This is a genomic window from Rhizobium sp. YIM 134829, from assembly GCF_046546455.1.
In genome coordinates, this window is the sequence record NZ_JBKHKI010000005.1 from 109,414 (window position 1) to 128,154 (window position 18,741).

The window sequence follows — 18,741 nt, forward strand, 5'->3', positions numbered from 1 at the left end:
GGCCCCTGCCGTCGGGGCGGTCAGGCCGTCATCGACCGGTAGACCGGCGCTGCCCGGACCAACGCAGGTTCGGCAACGCCCGGCAGAAGCGTGCCATTCGCCGGTTCATGATGGTCGCCCAGCAGCCGCTCATAGGCTTCCTTGGGCGCACCGTAGCAGCCGCCAGCTATATGGACGAGCATGCTGCGGTCAAGGATGCGCACCATGCGCCGTGTCGAGCGAATGACATGCTCGCCTTCGAGCACGTGCAACTGATCGGTGATGCCGGCGCGGCGGACGCCCAGTGAACGGGCAAGACTGTCATGGGTCAGCGGTAGATAATCGCTGTCGATCCGATCCTCGCACATGAGCAGCCAGCGGGCGAGCCGCTGGCGCATCGTGTATTTCGCGGCAGCCAGCGCTGTCTCTGCCAGTTCCACATCGCAGACATGCACGTAGTGGTGGAAGAAGGCGCGGATGTCTGGCAGATCGAGACTGTCGACCAGCGCCTTGACCGGAACTTCGAGACCCACCCCCTCGATCTGCACCACCGTCACATAGGCCCATTGCTGAGAGCCGAGCAGGGCGGAATGGCCGATCAGGCCTTCCTGCCCGATGATCCGGATCTCCTGTAGCACCCCGTCCCGGCTCTCGATCGACATCGAGGCGAGCCCCGACTCGATGAAACAGACATGGTCGAGCGGGTCGCCCGGCCGGGAGAGCCGCTGTCTCAGTTGCAGCTCTACCGGTTTCAGGTAGGGCGCCAACCGATGCAGTCCCTCAATCGGCAAGCGCCTGAGAAGCCGGTTCCGTGTCTCGCGTCGCAATATATCCATGCTCTCGCTTCCACCTAACTATGAGAGCGAACAGCGCAACAGGGATGAGAGTTCTACAGCCTCTCCAACTGTACGATTTTGACACTCTTTACGAGAGTCTCATCATCTCTTTGATGCAGAGGCTGTATCTTCTGTCGTTTCTAGTCCCGATATTCGCGCGGGAGCCAGATCCGGCGGCCGTCGCGGGTGACATAGCGGCCCTCGCGGCCGGGACGGCTAACCTCGGCACGGCGTTCGACCTGGCGATCCCGGTCATACACGGCGGCACGCTGTTCCCGGCGACGATCGTAGCGATCGTAACGGTCGTAGCGCGAATAGCGGTCGCGATCATAGACGATGACACGGTTGTAATTGTTGCGATAAAGTGGCCGGTCGTAATAGCCGTCATAGTAGCCGGTGCTCGTATAGCTGTATCCCTCGCTGACGCAGCCGGTCAGAGCCAGGCAGGCGAGCGTGATGCCGGCGACGAGGCCGATCGTATTTCTCATCATGGGTTCACTCCTTGCCGCGCCCAACGCATGCGGCAGAGAAGAGATCGGCCATGGCGGAGAAAAGTCAACGCAGATCCATAAAGGGGGCCGGTGGGCGGACCTCCGCTTGTCATCAGCGGCGGGCGTGCCGCTCGGCTAGGAGCATGCAGACGGCACCGGGGAGTTTCAGCGCCTCGGCCGCCGCCACCCGCTCCGGCGTGTAGAAGCCCGCCTCGTGCAGGCAGTTGATCGTGCCGATCACCGTGCCGCCGACGACGATCGGCACATTGATGACCGACTGGCAGCCGAGCTGATCGATCAGCTCATAATCCGGAAAGACCTCGGCGATCGCCTCGATCGTGTTGGCGACGAAGGTCTTCTGCTGGCGAAGCGTGATGTCGGACCAGTAGGTCTCGTTATAGGGCTTGGTGCCGGAGACCGGATAGTCCTTCGGGTGGCTCGAATAGATGCGCTCGGCCAGGCGGGTAGTCGTGTCGCTGGTCATCAGCGTGAAGAGCTTGACGCCGACGAGGCGGCGCGTCAGCGCCTCCAGCGCCGCATAGGCCGCCCGCGGCTGGTCGGCTTCGGCGAGACCGGCGAGGAAGGATAGTGTCGGGTCGGTCATGCTGATCAGTCTCCCTGCTGGGCGCTCGTCCGCTTGGCGTCGCAGGCTCAAGGGTCGTGGTCCGACTGGCGATCCTGTGGAGGGCCGCCCCACCAGCGCTCGCGCCACATAGGGGAAAGCCGTGCCGTCCGCAATGGCCGGCCGGTGGTCGCATCCATAAGGGAGATGCGGCCCCATCCTTCGCATTTTCGAAGAACGGCGGTTGCCGGGCGGCGTGGCATGGCTAGATAGGAGGGCACATCCCTTAGCTTGACAGTCGAGGAGGCGCAGCGCCGTGCCGTCCCAATCCCCTTCCGGTTCGTTGCCGCGCTCCTCTCCTTTGGCACCCTTCCGCCACGAGACCTTCCGCCTCATCTGGCTGGCGAGCCTCGCCTCCAATTTCGGCGGGCTGATCCAGTCGGTCGGGGCCGCCTGGATGATGACCTCGATCTCGGCCTCGGTGAACATGGTGGCGCTGGTCCAGGCCTCGACCTCGCTACCGATCATGTTGTTCTCGCTTCTGTCCGGCGCACTCGCCGACAGTTACGACCGCCGCCGGATCATGCTGACGGCGCAGATCTTCATGCTGGCGGTCTCGGCGCTGCTGACACTCTGCGCCTGGTCGGGGCTGATCACGCCCTGGCTGCTGCTGCTCTTCACCTTCCTGATCGGCTGCGGCACGGCGCTCAACAATCCGGCTTGGCAGGCCTCGGTCGGCGACATGGTCCCGCGCGAGGATCTTCCCGGGGCTGTCGCGCTCAACTCCATGGGCTTCAACATCACCCGCAGCGTCGGGCCGGCGATCGGCGGCGTCATCGTGGCGGCTGCCGGGGCCGCCGCCGCCTTCGCCGTCAATACGGTAAGCTATTTTGCCATCCTCTTCGCCCTGTTTCGCTGGAAGCGGGCACCGGCGCTGAATGCACTGCCGCGCGAGCCGCTGGCGCGCGCGGTCGGCGCGGGGCTGCGCTATGTCGCCATGTCGCCCAATATCCTGAAAGTTCTGGTGCGCGGCTTTCTCTTCGGCCTGTCGGCGAGCGCCATCCTCGCACTGCTGCCGCTCGTCGCGCGGGATCTGGTTGCCGGCGGGCCTTTGACCTTCGGCGTGCTGCTCGGCTGTTTCGGCATCGGCGCGATCGGCGGGGCGCTGCTCAGCCAGCGCCTGCGGGAAGCGTTGATGGGCGAAATCGTCGTCCGCATCGCCTTTCTCGGCTTTGCGCTTTCCGCCATCATCGCCGCCGTCAGCCGCTCGGAAATCATCACAGGGCTTGCCATGTTGCTCGCCGGTGGCGGCTGGGTGCTGGCGCTCTCGCTGTTCAACACCACCGTACAGCTCTCCACCCCGCGCTGGGTCGTGGCCAGGGCATTGTCGCTCTACCAGACCACCACTTTCGGCGGCATCGCGCTCGGCTCCTGGCTCTGGGGTCTGGCGGCAGAGAATTATGGCGCGCCGACGGCGCTGCTGCTCTCCGCCCTCGTCATGCTGGTGGGTGCGGCCGTCGGCTTCCGCTATGCCCTGCCGGAGTTCAAGTCACTCAACCTCGATCCGCTCGGCAGCTTCCAGGAACCGTCGCTGGAGCTCGATCTCAAGCCTCGCAGCGGGCCGATCGTGGTGATGATCGACTATGAGATCGATCCCGGCGATGTGGAGGCCTTCCTGGAGGCGATGACCGAGCGCCGACGGGTGCGCATCCGCGATGGGGCGGGGCAATGGACGCTGATGCGCGATCTCGAAAAGCCGCGCATCTGGACCGAGACCTATCATGTTCCGACCTGGGTGGACTATGTCCGCCACAACCAGCGCCGCACCAAGGACGATGCCGCCGTGCATGAGCGGTTGCGGGCGCTGCATCGTGGGGCAGGCGCCCCTGTGGTCCACCGCCTCATCGAGCGCCAGACCATCCTGCCGCATGAATATGAGCAGTATAAGCGCCAGGTCGATTTGCAGCACTGACGCGAGCAGCTATCAGCCGCGGGCGAGGCGGCTCTTCAAGGTCGGATCGGGGAAGCAGGTAGGGGACAGGCCGTTCTTGGCCTGCCATTCGCCGATCGATCGGCGGGTCTTGTAGCCGGCAAGACCGTCGGCCTTGCCGATGTCGTAGCCTTGAGCTTCCAGCCGCTTCTGCATGGTCAGCACGTCCGAGCGCAGCATCTTGCCGACATCGCCCCAGGCGCCGTGGAAGGCCCCGCTTCCCGCGCCGATCCGGTCGGCGAGATTGCCGATGAACAGCGCGTAGAGATCGGAATTGTTATATTCCTTGATGACGTAGAAGTTCTGCGTCACCAGGAACTCTGGCCCGTTCCGCCCGGCCGGCACCAGCATCATGCCCTCGCCTTTGGGCAGGGCTTTGCCGGAGACACGGGCGATACCCGACGTGGCCCACTGGCCGAGCGGCTTTGCCCGGTCCGGTCCTTCCTGTGAGCAGGAGACATTGGCGGGGATCGTCACCTCGTAGCCCCAATCCCGCCCGGGCTGCCAGCCCTTCAGCGATAGATAGTGGGCAATGGATCCAAGCACATCAGGCACTGAGGTCCAGATATCGCGCTTGCCGTCGCCATCGAAATCGACCGCATATTGCAGGAAGCTCGAGGGCAGGAACTGCGGCTGGCCCATGGCGCCCGCCCAGGAGCCCCGCATGTCGGCTTCACGCACATCGCCCGACTCCAGAATATGCAGGGCGGCGATCAGCTCGCGCCGGAACAGCTCGCCGCGGGTGGACATGAAGGCCTTGGTGGCAAGCACGTCCATGATCGGATGCGGGATCTTTGCCTTGCCGAAGCCCGATTCGCGGCCCCAGATCGCGAGCACGATCGGCCCCGGCACGCCATAGGTCTTCTCGATGCGCCGGAGCGTCGCCGCATGCGTCTTGGCGAGCGCCCGGCCGGTGGTCGCCAGTCCCTGCAGGCGCTGCTCGGAGAAGTAAGCGCCGGGGGAGGCAAATTCCGCCTGGCTCTGCTTCTGCTCTCCCGGCGGCTTCGCGCCCGGCGGCACCAGGTCCGGCAGATCCCAGTCGAGTTTCACCTCGGCGAAGGCGGCGTCGAAGGCGGGCTTGGAGATGCCGGCTCTCTGCGCTTCCGGCCAAAGGTCCGTCTGCAGCCAGCGGCGGAACTGCGCCTCGGTCTCCGCCTTAGAAGAGGCGGCGGCCGGGATCGGCAAGGTGAGAAGCGCGGTCGTCAGCGCGGCCAGAAGGGTGCGGCGGAGGGAGGTCATCAGAAGCATGGTGTCAGATCGCCGTCCTGGCGCGCAGCGCCGCGGTCAGGGTGCCGTCGTCGAGATAATCCAGCTCGCCGCCGACCGGCACGCCATGAGCAAGCCGCGTGATGCGGACGTTGAGCCCTTCCAGTTGGTCGGTAATGTAGTGGGCGGTGGTCTGGCCCTCGACGGTCGCGTTGACGGCAATGATCAGCTCCCGCACCTCGCCGTCCGTCACCCGGTCGACCAGCGTGCGGATGTTGAGATCCCCAGGGCCGATGCCATCCAGCGGTGAGAGCGTGCCGCCGAGCACGTGATAGGCGCTGTTCATCGCGCCCGTGCGCTCGAGCGCCCAGAGATCCGCCACGTCTTCGACGACGATGATCACCGAATGGTCGCGCTGGGCATCGGTGCAGACGCTGCAGGGATCGCTGGTATCGACATTGCCGCAGGTGGAGCAGATCCGCACCTTGCGATGCGCCTCGCCCATCGCCTCGGCCAGTGGTCCCAGCAGCTGGTCCTTCTTCTTGACCAGATGCAGCGCCGCCCGGCGGGCCGAGCGTGGCCCAAGGCCCGGCACCTTTGCCAGAAGCTGGATGAGTTTTTCAATTTCGGGGCCGGTGACTCGCTTTGCCATGGCGCTCTTCTAGCCCATAAAGCCCCTGAGAAAAACGGCTTTGCGACAGCCCACGCTGCCCCTGGGCCGGAAGGAGTGCATGATGAGAGCGATCGCGGCGGTCTGTATCGGCCAGCCCATCCAGCTGGGCGGACGCAAATCACGCACCGGAATCGACAAAAGGCCGGCCGACGGCCCGGTTTTCCTAGGAGAGCTGGGTCTTGAAGGCGATGCCGTCTGTAATCGGACCTATCATGGCGGGCCGGATCAGGCGGTCTATGGGCTGGGCTCGGCGGATCTCAAGGCTTGGTCGGCCGAGCTTGGGCATGATGTGCCTCCCGGGCTGCTCGGCGAGAACCTGGTGATCGCCAACATCGACAGCCGGACGATCGCGGTCGGCGACCGGTTCGAGACGGATCGGGTGACGCTGGAGGTGACCGCGACGCGCATGCCCTGCTCGACGCTCGCGCTGCGCATGGGCGACCCGCATTTCACCCGCCGTTTCACCGCACTCGGCCAGCCGGGCTTCTATTGCCGCGTGCTGAGAGCCGGCTTGATCGAGGCGGGTGACCCGGTCCGCGTCACGCCCTATGAAGGCGAGCGCCTGCTGATGGGCGAATTGCTGACCAGCAAGGTCAAGGCGCTGAAGCCCGAGACGGTCGGCCGCTGGCGGTCGACGCCGCTCGCCGCCCGCGTGGCGGCCGAGCTCGACCGCGTCCACGGGCCTGGCTGAACGATTGAGGGGCGGAGCTCGCCTGCCGATCAGAACGGCAGCTTCATGCCGGGCGGGATCGGCAGGCCGGCGGTCAGCTCGCGGGTCTTTTCCGCGGTCTGGGCCTCCGCCTTGTCCTTGGCGTCCTTGTGGGCGGCGACGATCAGGTCCTCGAGGATCTCGACATCGTCTTCCTTGAACAGCGAGGGATCGATCTTCAGGCTTTTCAGCACGCCCTTGCCGTCGAGCCGCAGGGTGACGAGGCCGCCGCCGGAGGTGCCGTCGACTTCGAGCGCGGCGATCTCCTCCTGCAGCTTCTCCATCTTGGCCTGCATTTCCTTGACCTTGCCCATCATGCCCATGATGTCGCGCATTGCGTTCTCCTCATCTGCTGCGTGTCGTTCAGGTGGATGCCGTGCGGTGGGTTACGCCGCCATCTCCGGCGTCTATCGTTCGATGTCGTCGCCCGGAAGAATATCGCCCTCTTCCGATTCGGCTGTTGCCGGCGCGGGCGCCATCTCTTCGACGACCTCGGCCTCGGCCAGCTTGATTCGCACATCGGCAATGCGCGCGCCGGGAAAGCGCGCAAGGATCGCCGCGACGTCCGGATCCTGGCGGGCGTCGCTCAGGCGTTTTTCCTGCGCTTCCGTCTCGACCTCGATCAGGGTCGGCTGGCCGGGCTCGCGGCTGACGATCACCATCCAGCGGATGCCGGTCCATTCCTCGAGCCGCCGCTGCAGATCGGCCACCAGCGTCTTCGGCGCATCCTCGGGCAGGTTCACTTCCAGCCGGCCGGGCTCAAGTTTCACGAGTCGGAGATAGTTGCGAACCAGCGTTTTCAGGCGGATGTCGCGGTTGCGGGCGCAGAGCTCTGCAATGTCGGCGACCGAGCGAACGGGGACCGTCGCCTGCTCCGTCGGTGTTGGCTCGGGCGTGGCGGGCTCGATTCGCGAGTCCGGCGCGGCGCCGCTATCGGGCACGGCACGCAGCATGGTGGCGCCATTGCCGGTCATGCGCTGCACCGGTTCGCCGGCTCGCACCTGGGCGGAGCTCGTGGTCATGGCCGGGGCGGAGGCGCCGTTGCCGGAAGGGGCGGAGGAGGAGCGCGCACCACCGCCGGATGGCGGGCGAGGCGGCTCGTTGCCGGAGAGCGTCATCAGCCGGCGGGCCGCGTCTTCCGGCGAGGGAAGGCTTGCGGCATGGGCAAGCCGGATGAGGACCATTTCCGCAGCCCCCGCGGGACGCGAGGCACTTTCGGTCTCCGAGATGCCCTTGAGCAGCATCTGCCAGAGCCGCGACAGGGTGGAAACGGCGACGGAACCTGCAAATTCGCCGCCGCGCTGGCGCTCGATCTCGCTGAGCGAGGGGTCGTTGGCCGCATCGTCCGAAAATTTCAGCTTGGTGACGAGGTGGGTGAAATCGGCGAGATCCGTCAGCACCACCGGCGGGCTGGCGCCGGCCTCATATTGAGCCGCGAATTCCCCGAGCGCCGCCTTCACGTCGCCACGCACGACATGGTCGAACAGATCGACGATGCGGGCCCGGTCGGCGAGACCCAGCATGGCGCGCACCGCATCGGTTTCGACGCGCCCGCCACCATGGGCGATCGCCTGGTCGAGCAGCGACAGGCCGTCACGCGCCGAGCCTTCCGCGGCACGGGCGATCATCGAGAGCGCATCGCGCTCGGCCTCGATGCCTTCCTTGGCGAGGATGGTGGTGAAAAGGCCGACGAGATCGGCAGCCGCGATGCGGCGCAGGTCGAAGCGCTGGCAGCGCGAGAGAACGGTGATCGGAACCTTGCGGATCTCGGTGGTGGCGAAGATGAACTTCACATGTTCCGGCGGCTCCTCGAGCGTCTTCAACAGACCGTTGAAGGCCTGGGTCGAGAGCATGTGCACTTCGTCGATGATATAGACCTTGTAGCGCGCCGAAACCGGGCGATAGCGCACCTGCTCGATGATCTCGCGGATGTCATCGATGCCGGTATGGGAGGCGGCGTCCATCTCGATCACATCGACATGCCGGCCTTCCATGATCGCCTGGCAATGTTCGCCGGGCAGGCGCAGGTCGATCGTCGGTCGGTCGATCTCAGCGGTCTTGTAGTTGAGCGCGCGGGCGAGGATGCGGGCGGTAGTCGTCTTGCCCACCCCGCGCACGCCGGTCAGCATATAGGCCTGGGCGATGCGGCCGGTCTCGAAGGCATTGGTGAGGGTACGCACCATCGGCTCCTGCCCGACCATGAGATCGGTGAAGTCCTTCGGGCGGTACTTGCGGGCCAGCACGCGATAGGCAGCGGGCTTTTCATCGGTCGTGGAGGGAGTGGCGTCGCTCATGTCGTGGCCGCTTGTTCCGTCTGTCCCGGCAGCACGCAAGGCCGGTCGCGCGAGGTCAGCGGCTTGCGAACGGCGGCGCTGTCAGTGTCGCCGCAGGAAGGCCGCCGTCTTGCGGCGCCAGGCGGCGAAGGGTGGGAGGCTGGCACGATGACCCGTGCCGGTGCTCGTTGGGGCTGCTTCCTTCCGGACCTGACCCGGTTGGCGAGTGGCTCGTCCACCACCAACCTCCCGGCCTCCATATCGGCATTATCGGGGGCGAATGCAAGCCGGGCCTTGAAGATTCTGAGCGTCCTGTCAAAACAGGCGGCCCCGACCGCGGCTGAAAGAGGATGCGCTTGACCCCTGATCCGACCACGCCGCTTCCCGCCTTTGCGCTCGACCCGCGGCTGGAACGCGACAGCGACAGCCTGATGACGCTCGACCTCTGTGACCTGCGCCTGCACAAGGATGGCCGCTGGCCCTGGCTGCTGCTCGTGCCGCAGCGGCCGGGGATAGAAGAGGTCTTCGACCTCTCGCCGGCCGAGCAGGCGCTCCTTGCTCAGGAGGTCAACCACGCCGCCGGAGCGCTCAAGCGGGCAAGCGGGGCGACCAAGATCAACATTGCCGCAATCGGCAATATCGTCCGACAACTGCATGTGCATGTGATCGCGCGGCATGACGGCGACGCCAACTGGCCGGGGCCGGTCTGGGGTTTCGGCACGGCCGAGCCATGGACCGAGGCGGCGCGCAGCGCCTTTCTTGCGCGACTGATGGGAGAGCTTTGATGACGAGCGGCATGTTCGACCTTTTGGGCCCGCATCCGGAGCCGAGCACGCTGGTGGCCTTTGCCGGCAACACGCTCGACCGGCAATCGGAAAACCGGCCGGATGATTGCCTGGAGCAGGCGCTGGCCACCGAGGGCGCCCATCTCTTCGCCTTTGCCGAGGGGAAGCTGGTGGTCAAGCATGACGAGCAGGTGATCGACCCGCTTTTCGCCCCCTATGAGCTCGCCGGTCTTGATCCCGTGCTCCAGGACACGGTCCTGCTCGGCTTCCTGCCCTCCGGCGAGCCGCGTCTCGCCGTGCCGGTGCGCCAGAGCGTGGAAACGCTGGAGAAGGACTACAAGCTTGCCGACGGCCGCACGCTGTTTCGCCAGGCGATGATCGGCGATGCGCTGCTCGGCCAGTTCGCCCAGGCCTCAAGCCTGATCTCCTGGAACGCCACCAACCGCTTCTGCGGCAAATGCGGCGGGCCGATGGAGGCGAAGGCCGGCGGTTATCGCCGGGCCTGCACGGCCTGTGGGCATCTCGCCTTTCCGCGCACCGACCCGGTCGTCATCATGCTGACCATCGATGTCGAGCGCGATCTCTGCCTGCTTGGCCGCAGCCCGCATTTCCCGCCGGGCATGTATTCCTGCCTTGCCGGATTTCTGGAGCCAGGCGAGACGATCGAGAGCGCGGTGCGGCGTGAGACGCTGGAGGAATCCGGCATCAAGACCGGCCGGGTGCGCTATCACGCCTCCCAGCCCTGGCCCATGCCGCACAGCCTGATGATCGGCTGCTTTGCCGAGGCGAAATCGCGCGAGATCCACCGCGACGATCTGGAGCTCGAAGATTGCCGCTGGTTCACCCGCGCCGAGACGCGGGCCATGTTGGCCCACAATACCGGCCAGCCGCTGGAGGAGGGCGAGCGCGGCTCGCCGCCGAAGGGCGCCATCGCCCATCTCCTGATGCGCGACTGGCTGGACTGGCCGAAGGCGTGAGCTCGAAGATTCCCACCCCGAAGCGCGATCGCTTCGGGGTGGGACTATACAGAAGTGCGCCGGGCTCAGCCGCCGGCGAACTCGTTCCAGGCATCCTCGACGATCAGAATATGGTCGGCCATGCGCCGGCCGGCTTCTTCCGCCTCGCCGCGCAGGATCGCCTCCACGATGCGCCCATGTTCGGCATGCGAGCGGGCGAGGCGATTGAGCCCGGAAAACTGCGCGCGGCGGAAGGGCTGCAGCCGCTGGCGCGTGCTCTTCGTCACCTCCTCCAAATAGGTGTTCTGGGCGCCGGCGTAGATCGCCTCGTGGAAGAGCTCGTTGGCGCGGATATAGGCGGGGAGATCGCCGTCTGAGACCATGAGCGCCATGTCCTGATGCAGGGCATTCAGCCGGTTGCGTTCGGCCGCACTCATGCGACGGGCGGAGAACTCGGCCGACAGCGCCTCCAGATGGCCCATCAGCTCGAACATGCCCTTGAGCGCCGCCGCCTCCGGGCGCGCGACGCGGGTTCGCCCATGCGGCTTCTGCCGCACCAGGCCGCTGGCCGCGAGCAGCTTCAAGGCCTCGCGCACCGGCGTGCGGGACACGCAGAATTCCGCGGCCAGCTGCGTCTCGTCGAGAATCGCATCCGGCGGAAGGGCGCCGCTGATGATCCGGTCCGACAGCTGCCGGCGAATGTCTTCGGTCGAGGTCCGGCCGAGGGGGCTGTGCAAGGGTCTATCCGTCCATCATGCTCACATGGGCGGCCGCAACCTTCCAGCCATCGGCGGTGCGCACCCAGGTCTGCATCTGCCGGCCGATCTGTCCGGGCGCATCGTCCCGGCGAAAGAGGGTCGAGGCGGTGGCGGCATCCAGACCATAGGTGGTGATGACCGTCCGCTCGAGCCGGCGGGAAAACGGCGCCTGCGTCGCGCGGAAGGCGACGATCTCGTCATAGCCATGCTGCAGATCGGCAAGGCCATAGCGCAGGGTAACGGGACTGTCGAGGAAGAAGCCGGCGAGCGTCGCATTGTCATTGGCAAGGAGCGCGGCCTCATAGGCCACAAAAGCGGCCTGAACGGCTTCAAGCGTCGCCGGATCGTTGAGCACCATCAGCCTGTCCTCCGCCGGGCGAGCATGCGGGCGCGCAGCTCGGTGAGGAAGGGGATGGTGGCGAATTGATCTGGGCGGATCCGCTCCCAGTCCACCCCTTCGGGACGGGCGCGCCGGCATTCGGTGATGATCAGCTCGCTCTGCGTGGCGATCATGTCCAGCGGCGCATCATGCGGCTCCAGCACCACATCGGCATCCGGCACCAGCTGGCAGGAATGAACGGTGGTGACGATCGGCGTCGTTTCCGGCAAGAGACCGAGCTCCTGGAAGATCGCCGTTTCGAGATCGGCAAAGCCCGCGCCCTTGCCGGTCCGCCCGCCGGTGCGGCTGACGGCGACCGAGCCGACCACGCAGAAATCCAGCCGCTCCACCGCCTCGAAGCCGATCCGCTCGCCATGGTCGACAAAACCTTGGGCGGTTGCTGCGAGTTCGAAGGAGATGCCCATGGCGCTCATTCGGGCGGGATCGATGCGCAGATAGGGGAAGTCCCGGGTCAGATAAGGCACTGGCGCATAGACCGTCTTGCCCTCATAGAGCGCGCGCAGCCGGATCGGCATCTGCGCCGCATCGGGATTGGTCTTGACCGTCTTGGCCGCCTTCCACTCCGGCGTCTGCGCCAGGAAATAAGCGGCCATGTCGGCGCCGGAGAAATTCGGGATCATGCTCAAGGCCGGACCGATGGCGATGCCGGTCTCCTCCAGCGTCTTCCAGACCCGCTCCCGCACCCTGTCCTTGCCGGCATGGCGTCCTGCCCAGCGCCCACGCTCGCTCATGGTCTAAGCCTCCACCTTGGCCTGTGCTACCGCCGTCTTGAGCGCCGCCAACGGCGCCACCCAGCCGACGATTCCCCCCTGTGCGACGATCATCTCGATCGCCCCCTGCTTGAAGTTCGCAAAATAGCTTTCCGTCGCATCCTCGATCAGCAGGCACTCATAGCCGCGATCATTCGCCTCGCGCATGGAAGTCTGAACGCAGACCTCCGTGGTCACGCCGGCAAAGACCAGATGGGTGATGCCACGCTCCTCGAGCACAGCCTCGATGCCGGTCGCGTAGAACATGCCCTTGCCCGGCTTGTCGATGGCGATCTCGCCGGCAATCGGCGCTAAAGCGGGAAGGATGGCATTGCCCGGCTCGCCGCTGATGAGGAGACGCCCCATGGCGCCGGCCTCGCCGATCTTGAGCGACGGATTGCCCCGGCGGATCTTGGCCGGGGGGCAGTCGGAAAGGTCAGGCTTGTGCGCCTCGCGCGTGTGGATGACGAGCCAGCCCTCTCTGCGGAAGAGGTCGATCAACGCCGCCACGGTCGGCACGATTGCTTCCAGCCTGGCGACATCATTGCCGAGACTGTCGCCGAAGCCGCCCTTCTCGATAAAGTCGCGCTGCATGTCGATAACGACCAGCGCCGTGCGGGCGGGGTCGAGCGAATAGGGGTAGGGGCGAGCAGGTACGGAAATCATCTCAATGCCCCGCCATATGCTGGCCGATGATGTTGCGGTCGGTTTCCTCGATCGGCGCGACATAGGTGATCGTCCCGCCGGACATGACCGCCACCCGGTCCGCGAGCTCCAGGATCTCGTCCAGATCCTCCGAGACCAGCAGCACGGCCGCGCCGCGGTTGCGTGCCTCCATGATCTGCGAGCGGATATCGGCGACGGAGGCGAAGTCGAGCCCGAAACAGGGATTGGCGACGATCAGCACGTCGACATCGCCGGAGAGCTCGCGCGCCAACACGGCGCGCTGCACATTGCCGCCCGACAGCGCCTCGATCGGTGCATCCGGCGAGGTGGTGCGGACATTGTAGCGGGCGATCAGCGCCTCGCCATGGCGGCGCAGGATGCGCGGGCTCATCCACCAGCCGAAGCGGGTGATCGGCGGCTTGTCGAAGGTGCGAAAGGCGATGTTCTCCGCCACGCTCATCCGCGGCGCCGTGGCATTCTTCAAGGGCTCTTCAGGCAGGCCGAAGACCTTGAACCGGTCAAAATCGCCGCGCCTGGGGCGGAACTCCTTGCCGTTGACGCGGATTTCGCCCGATGTCATCGGCCTCTGGCCGGAGAGCACCTCGACCAGCGCGCTCTGGCCATTGCCCGACACGCCGGCAATGCCCACTACCTCGCCGCCCTTGACCTTGAGGTTGATCGCATGGACGGCGGGCAGGCCCTGCTCGTCCTCGGCAAAGATGCCGGCAAGATCGAGCACGTCCGGCTTCTTCTCGACGACGGCCCGCACGGCGCGTTCGCGCACCTGCGTATCGCCGATCATCATCCGGCTCATCTCGGCCACGCTCGAGCCCTGCGCATCCCCCTCGCCGGTCAGCCGGCCGCGGCGCAGCACGGTGAAATGGTCACAGAAGCTTTTGACCTCGCGGAACTTGTGGGAAATCATCAGCACGGTGATCTCGCCGCGCTCGGTCATGCCGCGCAGCAGGCCCAGCATCTCGTCGGCCTCGCCGGGAGTGAGCACCGATGTCGGCTCGTCGAGGATCATGAAACGCTGGCCGAGATAGAGCAGCTTGAGGATTTCGAGCTTCTGCTTTTCGCCGGCCGAGAGCGAGGAGACCTGGGCGTTGAGCGGCACGGAGAAGGGCATGGTCTCCATGAAGGCGGCGAGCGTCTTCTTTTCTCTCGCCCAATCGATCACCGCCGGCGTATCGGCACGCGAGATGACGAGGTTTTCGGCGGCCGTCAGGCAGGGCACCAGGGTGAAATGCTGGTAGACCATGCCGATGCCCTGGGCCAGCGCATCGCGCGGGCTCTTCACCTCGATCGGCGTGCCGTCGAGCGTCAGCGTGCCGCGATCGGGGGAGTAGAAGCCCATGATGCATTTGACGAGCGTCGACTTGCCAGCGCCGTTTTCGCCGAGCAGGGCGTGGAAGGACCCGGCCTTGACCGAAAGCGAGACATTGTCGAGCGCGGTGAAGCGGCCGAAGGTCTTGGTCATGCCGGCGACGGTGAGCGAGGGCGCCCGGGGGGCGGGAAGGGAGCTTTCGGCCAGCGCGCTCATGCGGCAGCCCCCTTCAGCGCGCCGGGCCGGCCGGCGGGAAGGGCGGCGATGAAATCGGCGGAGTTGGACACGGCGCCGAAAACGCCGCCCTGCATCTTGATCATGTCGACGGCCGCCAGATGGTTCTCGCGCTTGGTGGCGGCGCAGCAATCCTCGAGCAGCAGGCATTCATAGCCGCGGTCATTGGCGTCGCGCATCGTGGTGTGCACGCAGACATCGGTGGTGACGCCGGTGAGCACGATATTGCGGATGCGGCGGGTGGCGAGCGTCAGCTCGAGGTCGGTGGCGAGGAAGGACCCCTTGCCCGGCTTGTCGATGATCGCCTCGCCCGGCTCCGGCTGCAATTCGGGGATGATCTCCCAGCCCGGCTCGCCGCGGACCAGGATGCGGCCGCAGGGGCCCTGATCGCCAATGCCGGCGCCGATGCGCTGCGAGCGCCAACGCTTGTTGGCGGGAAGGTCGGAGAGATCCGGCTTGTGGCCCTCGCGGGTGTGAATGATGAAATAGCCGGCGCCCCGCATGGCGGCGAGCACGCGCTGGATCGGCTCGATCGGCGCACGGGTCAGCGAAATATCATAGCCCATGCTGTCGACATAACCGCCCGGCGCGCAGAAATCGGTCTGCATGTCGATGACGATCAGCGCCGTGTTGTGCGGTCCCCAGTCGCCATCGAAGGGCCAGGGATAGGGATCGGCGGCAAGCACCGTGCCGCCCGGCACCAGCGCGGCGGCGATGCGTTCGTCCAATGTGTCGGGTTTGGGCGTTGCCATGGCGGTCTCCCTTGGAAAGCGTGGGGCGTCAGCGGTTGATCGACAATTCGCCGGGCACTTCGCGCGCGGCGGATTTCGACTGGGCGGAGGCGATCATGATGAAGAGGGTGAGGATGTAGGGGGCGGCGTTGAAGAAATAGTAGCCCTGCGAGATGCCGATCGACTGCAGAGCCGGCCCGAGCGCGCCGGCGGCGCCGAAGAGCAGGGCGGCGGCCAGGCAGCGCAGCGGCTTCCAGCGGGCGAAGATAACCAGCGCCACCGCCATCAGGCCCTGGCCCGAGGAGAGGCCCTGGTTCCAGGAGCCGGGATAATAGAGGGAGAGGAAAGCGCCGCCGATACCGGCCATGAAGCCGCCGGTGGCGGTAGCGAGGAAGCGGACGAGATCGACCGAGACGCCCATCGCCTTGGCAGAGGCCGCACTGTCGCCGGTCATGCGCACGATCAGGCCCCAGCGGGTGTTGTTGAGCGCCCACCAGAGGAAGATGCCGAGCGCCAGGCCGACGAAGAAGAGCGGGTTGATCTCCAGCGCCTGGGCAAGCCGCGGATCGCCGGTCCAGCCGCCGAGCGGAATGGCATCGAGCCGTGGCGCGCTCGGCTGGATGAAGGGCTTGCCGAAGAAGAAGGCGAGGCCGGTGCCGAAGCTCATGATGGCGATGCCGACCGCCATGTCGTTGACGCGCGGCAGGCGGCAGAGAAAGCCGTGAATGGCGCCGAGCACCATGCCGGCCAGCCCCGCAGCGATCACCCCGAGCCAGGGGCTGCCGGTGAGATAGGAGCCGGCATAGGCGACCATGGCGCCGAGCACCAGCGAGCCCTCGAGCCCCAGATTGACGCGGCCCGACTTCTCGGTGAGGCATTCGCCGAGCGCCACGAACATGAAGGGGGTCGAAACGCGGATGGCGCCGCCGAGCATGGCGATGAGGGCGGTGACCAGAAGATCGTTCATGTGCGGGTCTCCAGGCTGCGGGGCTGAAGGAAGCCGATGCGGCCATACATGGTCTCGCTGGTCAGAAGCACGACGAAGATCAGCCCCTGCAGCACGAGCACGGTGGCATCCGGCAGGCCCATGCGCCGCTGGATGATGCCGCCGGCTGCGGCGAGCGCGCCGAACAGGATGGCGACGGGGATGATGGCGATCGGCGTCTGGCGGGCGAGGAAGGCGACGAGGATGCCGGTGAAGCCATAGCCCGCCACCAGCGAAGCATTGGCTTGGCCATGGATGGCTGCCACCTCGTAGAAACCGGCGAGACCGGCGCAGGCGCCGGCAATCACGCAGGCCGAGACGAGCAGGAAGCCGACCGGCAGGCCCTGGGCCTGCGCGGCCCGCGGATTGCCGCCGGTCATGCGGGCGGCGAAGCCGTAGGTGGTCCGCGTCATCAGCACATGCAGGCCGATCGCCAGGATGATGCCCGCCGCCAGCCCCCAATGCACATCCGTACCCGGGATCGGGCCGACCTTGTAGGCCTCGCCGATCGGCATGGTGGAGGGCTTGTTGGCCGAGGCCGGATCGCGCAGCGCCCCTTCCACGAAGAAGTTCATGATGGCAATGGCGATATAGGAGAGGAGCAGCGAGGAGATGGTCTCGTTGACGCCGCGATAATGGCGCAGCCAGCCGGTGAGTCCCAGCCAGAAGCCGCCGGCCGCCATGGCGGCCAATGCCATCAGCGGCAGGGTGAGAACCGGCGGCACGGCGGCGCTGACCAGCGGGATCGCCACCGCCGCCGCAGAGAACCCGCCGAGCACCAGCGCCCCTTCCGCGCCGATCATCGTCAGACCGATACGGGCGGGAATGGCGAAGGCAAGCCCGGTGAGGATCAGGGGTGCGGCGCGCTGCAGCGTATTCTGAAAGGAGAATACCGAGCCGAAGCCGCCGGTCCAGATCAGCGCGTAGAAGGTCAGCGGCGATTTGCCGAGCAGCAGCAGGAAGAAGGCGAAGAGCAGGGCGGAGACCAGAATGGCACCGACGGGGATCAGGATCGCCTCGGCGAATTTCAAGGTGCCGATCGAGGGGCCGCGCGCGGCGCGCGCTGGAGCGGCGGTGTCGAGCGTGACGGTCATGCGCGTCTCCATGCGGGGAAGGAGAGGGGGAGAGGTGACCGGGGCGATCAGGCGCCCCGGCCATGGCGCAAGTCGGCAGGGGATCCGATCAGGTAATCGAGCCCTGCACGCCCTCCACGAGCCAGTTCATGCCGTCGAGATAGGGGTCGTAATTGTCATAGGTCTTGTCGACCACGACCTTGCCCGTATTGTCCTTCAGCGTGCCCTTGTAGATTGGCTCGCCCTTGACGAGGGCGGCGCGGGCGGCATCCGCCGCCTTGATCGCCTCCGGCGTCGCGCCGGCGCCATAGGCGGTGTTCTGGAGCATGTCCTTGTCGAAGCCGCCGACCAGGAAGTTCGGCAGGGTCTTGCCGCCAGCGATGTCGGCCGCATAGGACTTGTAGATCGTCTCCCACTTATATTCCGCGCCGGTGATGAAGCCCTTCGGCGCGAGCGGCGCCTGCGAGGCATTGTGGCCGCAGGTCTTCACGCCGCGCCCTTCGGCCGTCTCGATGACCACCTTGGGGCTGTCCACATGGCAGGTGATCACCTCGCAGCCGGCATCGACCAGAGCGTTGGTGGCTTCCGCCTCGCGCACGGGCAGCGACCACTCGCCGGTGAAGATCACCCGGACGGTGGCGTTGGGATTGACGCTGCGGGCGCCGAGTAGGACGGAATTGATGTTGGAGAGCACCGAGGGGATGGGCTTGGCCGCGACGAATCCGATCTTGCCCGAAGGGGCCGAGAGGCCGGCGGCGACGCCGTCCACATAATGGGCCTGGTTCAGATAGGGGAAATAGGAGCCGGCATTGGCCGGATCGCTGTCCTTGCTCCAGAGCGGCGCGGCATGGCGGAACTGCGTGTCCGGATATTTCTTGGCGGCATCGAGGACGAAGGGCTTGTAGTAACCGAAGGAGGTGGCGAGGATCAGATTGGCGCCGTCGATATTGATCATCGACTCCATCGACTTCGACACGGCATCCGTCTCTGGAACGTTCTCTTCCTCGATGACGGTCACGCCCTCGACCTGTTTCAACGCCTCGACCGCCACCGCATGCGCCTGGTTCCAGCCGAAATCGTCGCGCGGGCCGACATAGACGATGCCGACGGTGACGGCCGACTGGGCGCGCGCGAAGGAGAGGGGCAGGGTGGCGGCGGCAAGCCCGGCGGCACCGGTTTTCAAGAGCGAGCGGCGGGATAGTTCAAAGGCAGGCATGAAGGGACCTCCGACAAGCCGCGCCCCATGCGCCGGCTCTTCGGAAACCAGTCTCGCAAATTATATGCCAGACGAGAGCTGAGGACACCGGGCCCCCTAAGCTCTCGACTTACATTCGTTTTTCGGGAAGACCTCAATTTGC

20 protein-coding genes and 1 other RNA gene are annotated in these 18,741 nt (G+C 66.1%); 4 read left to right on the forward strand and 17 right to left on the reverse strand.

Features of this window, described 5'->3' with window-relative positions; all coding sequences use genetic code 11:
* Positions 1-20 precede the first annotated feature (20 nt).
* From ACLE20_RS10995 to ACLE20_RS11005, 3 genes are all read right to left on the reverse strand, one after another.
* Complete coding sequence (locus ACLE20_RS10995) at positions 21-746, reverse strand: Crp/Fnr family transcriptional regulator (RefSeq protein ID WP_410940329.1); 726 nt, start codon at positions 744-746, stop codon at positions 21-23.
* A 209-nt stretch (positions 747-955) separates the two neighbouring features.
* Complete coding sequence (locus ACLE20_RS11000) at positions 956-1,306, reverse strand: hypothetical protein (RefSeq protein WP_410940330.1); 351 nt, start codon at positions 1,304-1,306, stop codon at positions 956-958.
* Positions 1,307-1,418: 112 nt separating this feature from the next.
* On the reverse strand, positions 1,419-1,910 hold the full coding sequence (locus ACLE20_RS11005) for a GAF domain-containing protein (RefSeq protein WP_410940331.1): 492 nt from the start codon (positions 1,908-1,910) through the stop codon (positions 1,419-1,421).
* Positions 1,911-2,184: 274 nt separating this feature from the next.
* Here ACLE20_RS11005 and ACLE20_RS11010 point away from each other — a divergent pair, with 274 nt between their 5' ends.
* Positions 2,185-3,840 carry an MFS transporter gene (locus ACLE20_RS11010; protein WP_410940332.1) on the forward strand — a complete coding sequence of 552 codons (1,656 nt, stop codon included), beginning with the start codon at positions 2,185-2,187 and terminating at the stop codon, positions 3,838-3,840.
* Positions 3,841-3,852: 12 nt separating this feature from the next.
* Here the strand turns inward: ACLE20_RS11010 and ACLE20_RS11015 are convergent, their stop codons facing one another.
* Both ACLE20_RS11015 and recR read right to left on the reverse strand, forming a co-directional pair.
* Positions 3,853-5,097: a lytic murein transglycosylase gene (locus ACLE20_RS11015; RefSeq protein WP_410940513.1), complete on the reverse strand. Its 1,245-nt coding sequence runs from the start codon at positions 5,095-5,097 to the stop codon at positions 3,853-3,855.
* Between the two features lie 13 nt (positions 5,098-5,110).
* On the reverse strand, positions 5,111-5,716 hold the full coding sequence (gene recR / locus ACLE20_RS11020; RefSeq protein WP_410940333.1) for a recombination mediator RecR: 606 nt from the start codon (positions 5,714-5,716) through the stop codon (positions 5,111-5,113).
* Positions 5,717-5,798: 82 nt separating this feature from the next.
* Between recR and ACLE20_RS11025 the strand changes: the two genes are divergently transcribed.
* Positions 5,799-6,428, forward strand: a complete 630-nt coding sequence (locus ACLE20_RS11025; protein WP_410940334.1) for an MOSC domain-containing protein — start codon at positions 5,799-5,801, stop codon at positions 6,426-6,428.
* Positions 6,429-6,457: 29 nt separating this feature from the next.
* Here the strand turns inward: ACLE20_RS11025 and ACLE20_RS11030 are convergent, their stop codons facing one another.
* The 3 genes from ACLE20_RS11030 to ffs form a co-directional block, all read right to left on the reverse strand.
* Positions 6,458-6,781, reverse strand: coding sequence for a YbaB/EbfC family nucleoid-associated protein (locus ACLE20_RS11030; protein ID WP_410940335.1), 324 nt, complete (start codon positions 6,779-6,781; stop codon positions 6,458-6,460).
* 72 nt (positions 6,782-6,853) lie between these two features.
* Entirely contained in the window at positions 6,854-8,740 is a 1,887-nt protein-coding gene (locus ACLE20_RS11035) for a DNA polymerase III subunit gamma/tau (RefSeq protein ID WP_410940336.1), read from the reverse strand.
* Positions 8,741-8,871: 131 nt separating this feature from the next.
* Positions 8,872-8,969, reverse strand: an RNA gene (gene ffs / locus ACLE20_RS11040) — signal recognition particle sRNA small type.
* Between the two features lie 181 nt (positions 8,970-9,150).
* Between ffs and ACLE20_RS11045 the strand changes: the two genes are divergently transcribed.
* Complete coding sequence (locus ACLE20_RS11045) at positions 9,151-9,504, forward strand: HIT family protein (RefSeq protein WP_410940514.1); 354 nt, start codon at positions 9,151-9,153, stop codon at positions 9,502-9,504.
* Positions 9,504-10,481, forward strand: a complete 978-nt coding sequence (gene nudC / locus ACLE20_RS11050) for an NAD(+) diphosphatase (RefSeq protein WP_410940337.1) — start codon at positions 9,504-9,506, stop codon at positions 10,479-10,481. Before ACLE20_RS11045 ends, nudC begins: the two co-directional genes overlap by 1 nt.
* Positions 10,482-10,546: 65 nt before the next feature.
* Here nudC and ACLE20_RS11055 read toward each other — a convergent pair whose 3' ends face one another.
* From ACLE20_RS11055 to ACLE20_RS11095, 9 genes are all read right to left on the reverse strand, one after another.
* Entirely contained in the window at positions 10,547-11,197 is a 651-nt protein-coding gene (locus ACLE20_RS11055; RefSeq protein WP_410940338.1) for a GntR family transcriptional regulator, read from the reverse strand.
* A 4-nt stretch (positions 11,198-11,201) separates the two neighbouring features.
* Positions 11,202-11,576 carry an oxalurate catabolism protein HpxZ gene (hpxZ, locus tag ACLE20_RS11060; RefSeq protein ID WP_410940339.1) on the reverse strand — a complete coding sequence of 125 codons (375 nt, stop codon included), beginning with the start codon at positions 11,574-11,576 and terminating at the stop codon, positions 11,202-11,204.
* Positions 11,576-12,349: a 5-formyltetrahydrofolate cyclo-ligase gene (locus ACLE20_RS11065; RefSeq protein WP_410940340.1), complete on the reverse strand. Its 774-nt coding sequence runs from the start codon at positions 12,347-12,349 to the stop codon at positions 11,576-11,578. The genes hpxZ and ACLE20_RS11065 overlap by 1 nt, the downstream gene beginning before the upstream one ends.
* Positions 12,350-12,352: 3 nt before the next feature.
* The gene (locus tag ACLE20_RS11070) at positions 12,353-13,033 is read right to left on the reverse strand and encodes a cysteine hydrolase family protein (protein WP_410940341.1); all 681 of its coding nucleotides are present in this window, start codon (positions 13,031-13,033) and stop codon (positions 12,353-12,355) included.
* Between the two features lies 1 nt (position 13,034).
* Positions 13,035-14,576, reverse strand: coding sequence for an ABC transporter ATP-binding protein (locus ACLE20_RS11075; RefSeq protein WP_410940342.1), 1,542 nt, complete (start codon positions 14,574-14,576; stop codon positions 13,035-13,037).
* Positions 14,573-15,346: a cysteine hydrolase family protein gene (locus ACLE20_RS11080; RefSeq protein ID WP_410940343.1), complete on the reverse strand. Its 774-nt coding sequence runs from the start codon at positions 15,344-15,346 to the stop codon at positions 14,573-14,575. Before ACLE20_RS11080 ends, ACLE20_RS11075 begins: the two co-directional genes overlap by 4 nt.
* Positions 15,347-15,374: 28 nt before the next feature.
* The gene (locus ACLE20_RS11085; RefSeq protein ID WP_410940344.1) at positions 15,375-16,292 is read right to left on the reverse strand and encodes an ABC transporter permease; all 918 of its coding nucleotides are present in this window, start codon (positions 16,290-16,292) and stop codon (positions 15,375-15,377) included.
* On the reverse strand, positions 16,289-17,404 hold the full coding sequence (locus ACLE20_RS11090; RefSeq protein WP_410940345.1) for an ABC transporter permease: 1,116 nt from the start codon (positions 17,402-17,404) through the stop codon (positions 16,289-16,291). The genes ACLE20_RS11085 and ACLE20_RS11090 overlap by 4 nt, the downstream gene beginning before the upstream one ends.
* Before the next feature lie 88 nt (positions 17,405-17,492).
* On the reverse strand, positions 17,493-18,599 hold the full coding sequence (locus tag ACLE20_RS11095; protein WP_410940346.1) for a BMP family ABC transporter substrate-binding protein: 1,107 nt from the start codon (positions 18,597-18,599) through the stop codon (positions 17,493-17,495).
* Positions 18,600-18,741 lie beyond the last annotated feature (142 nt).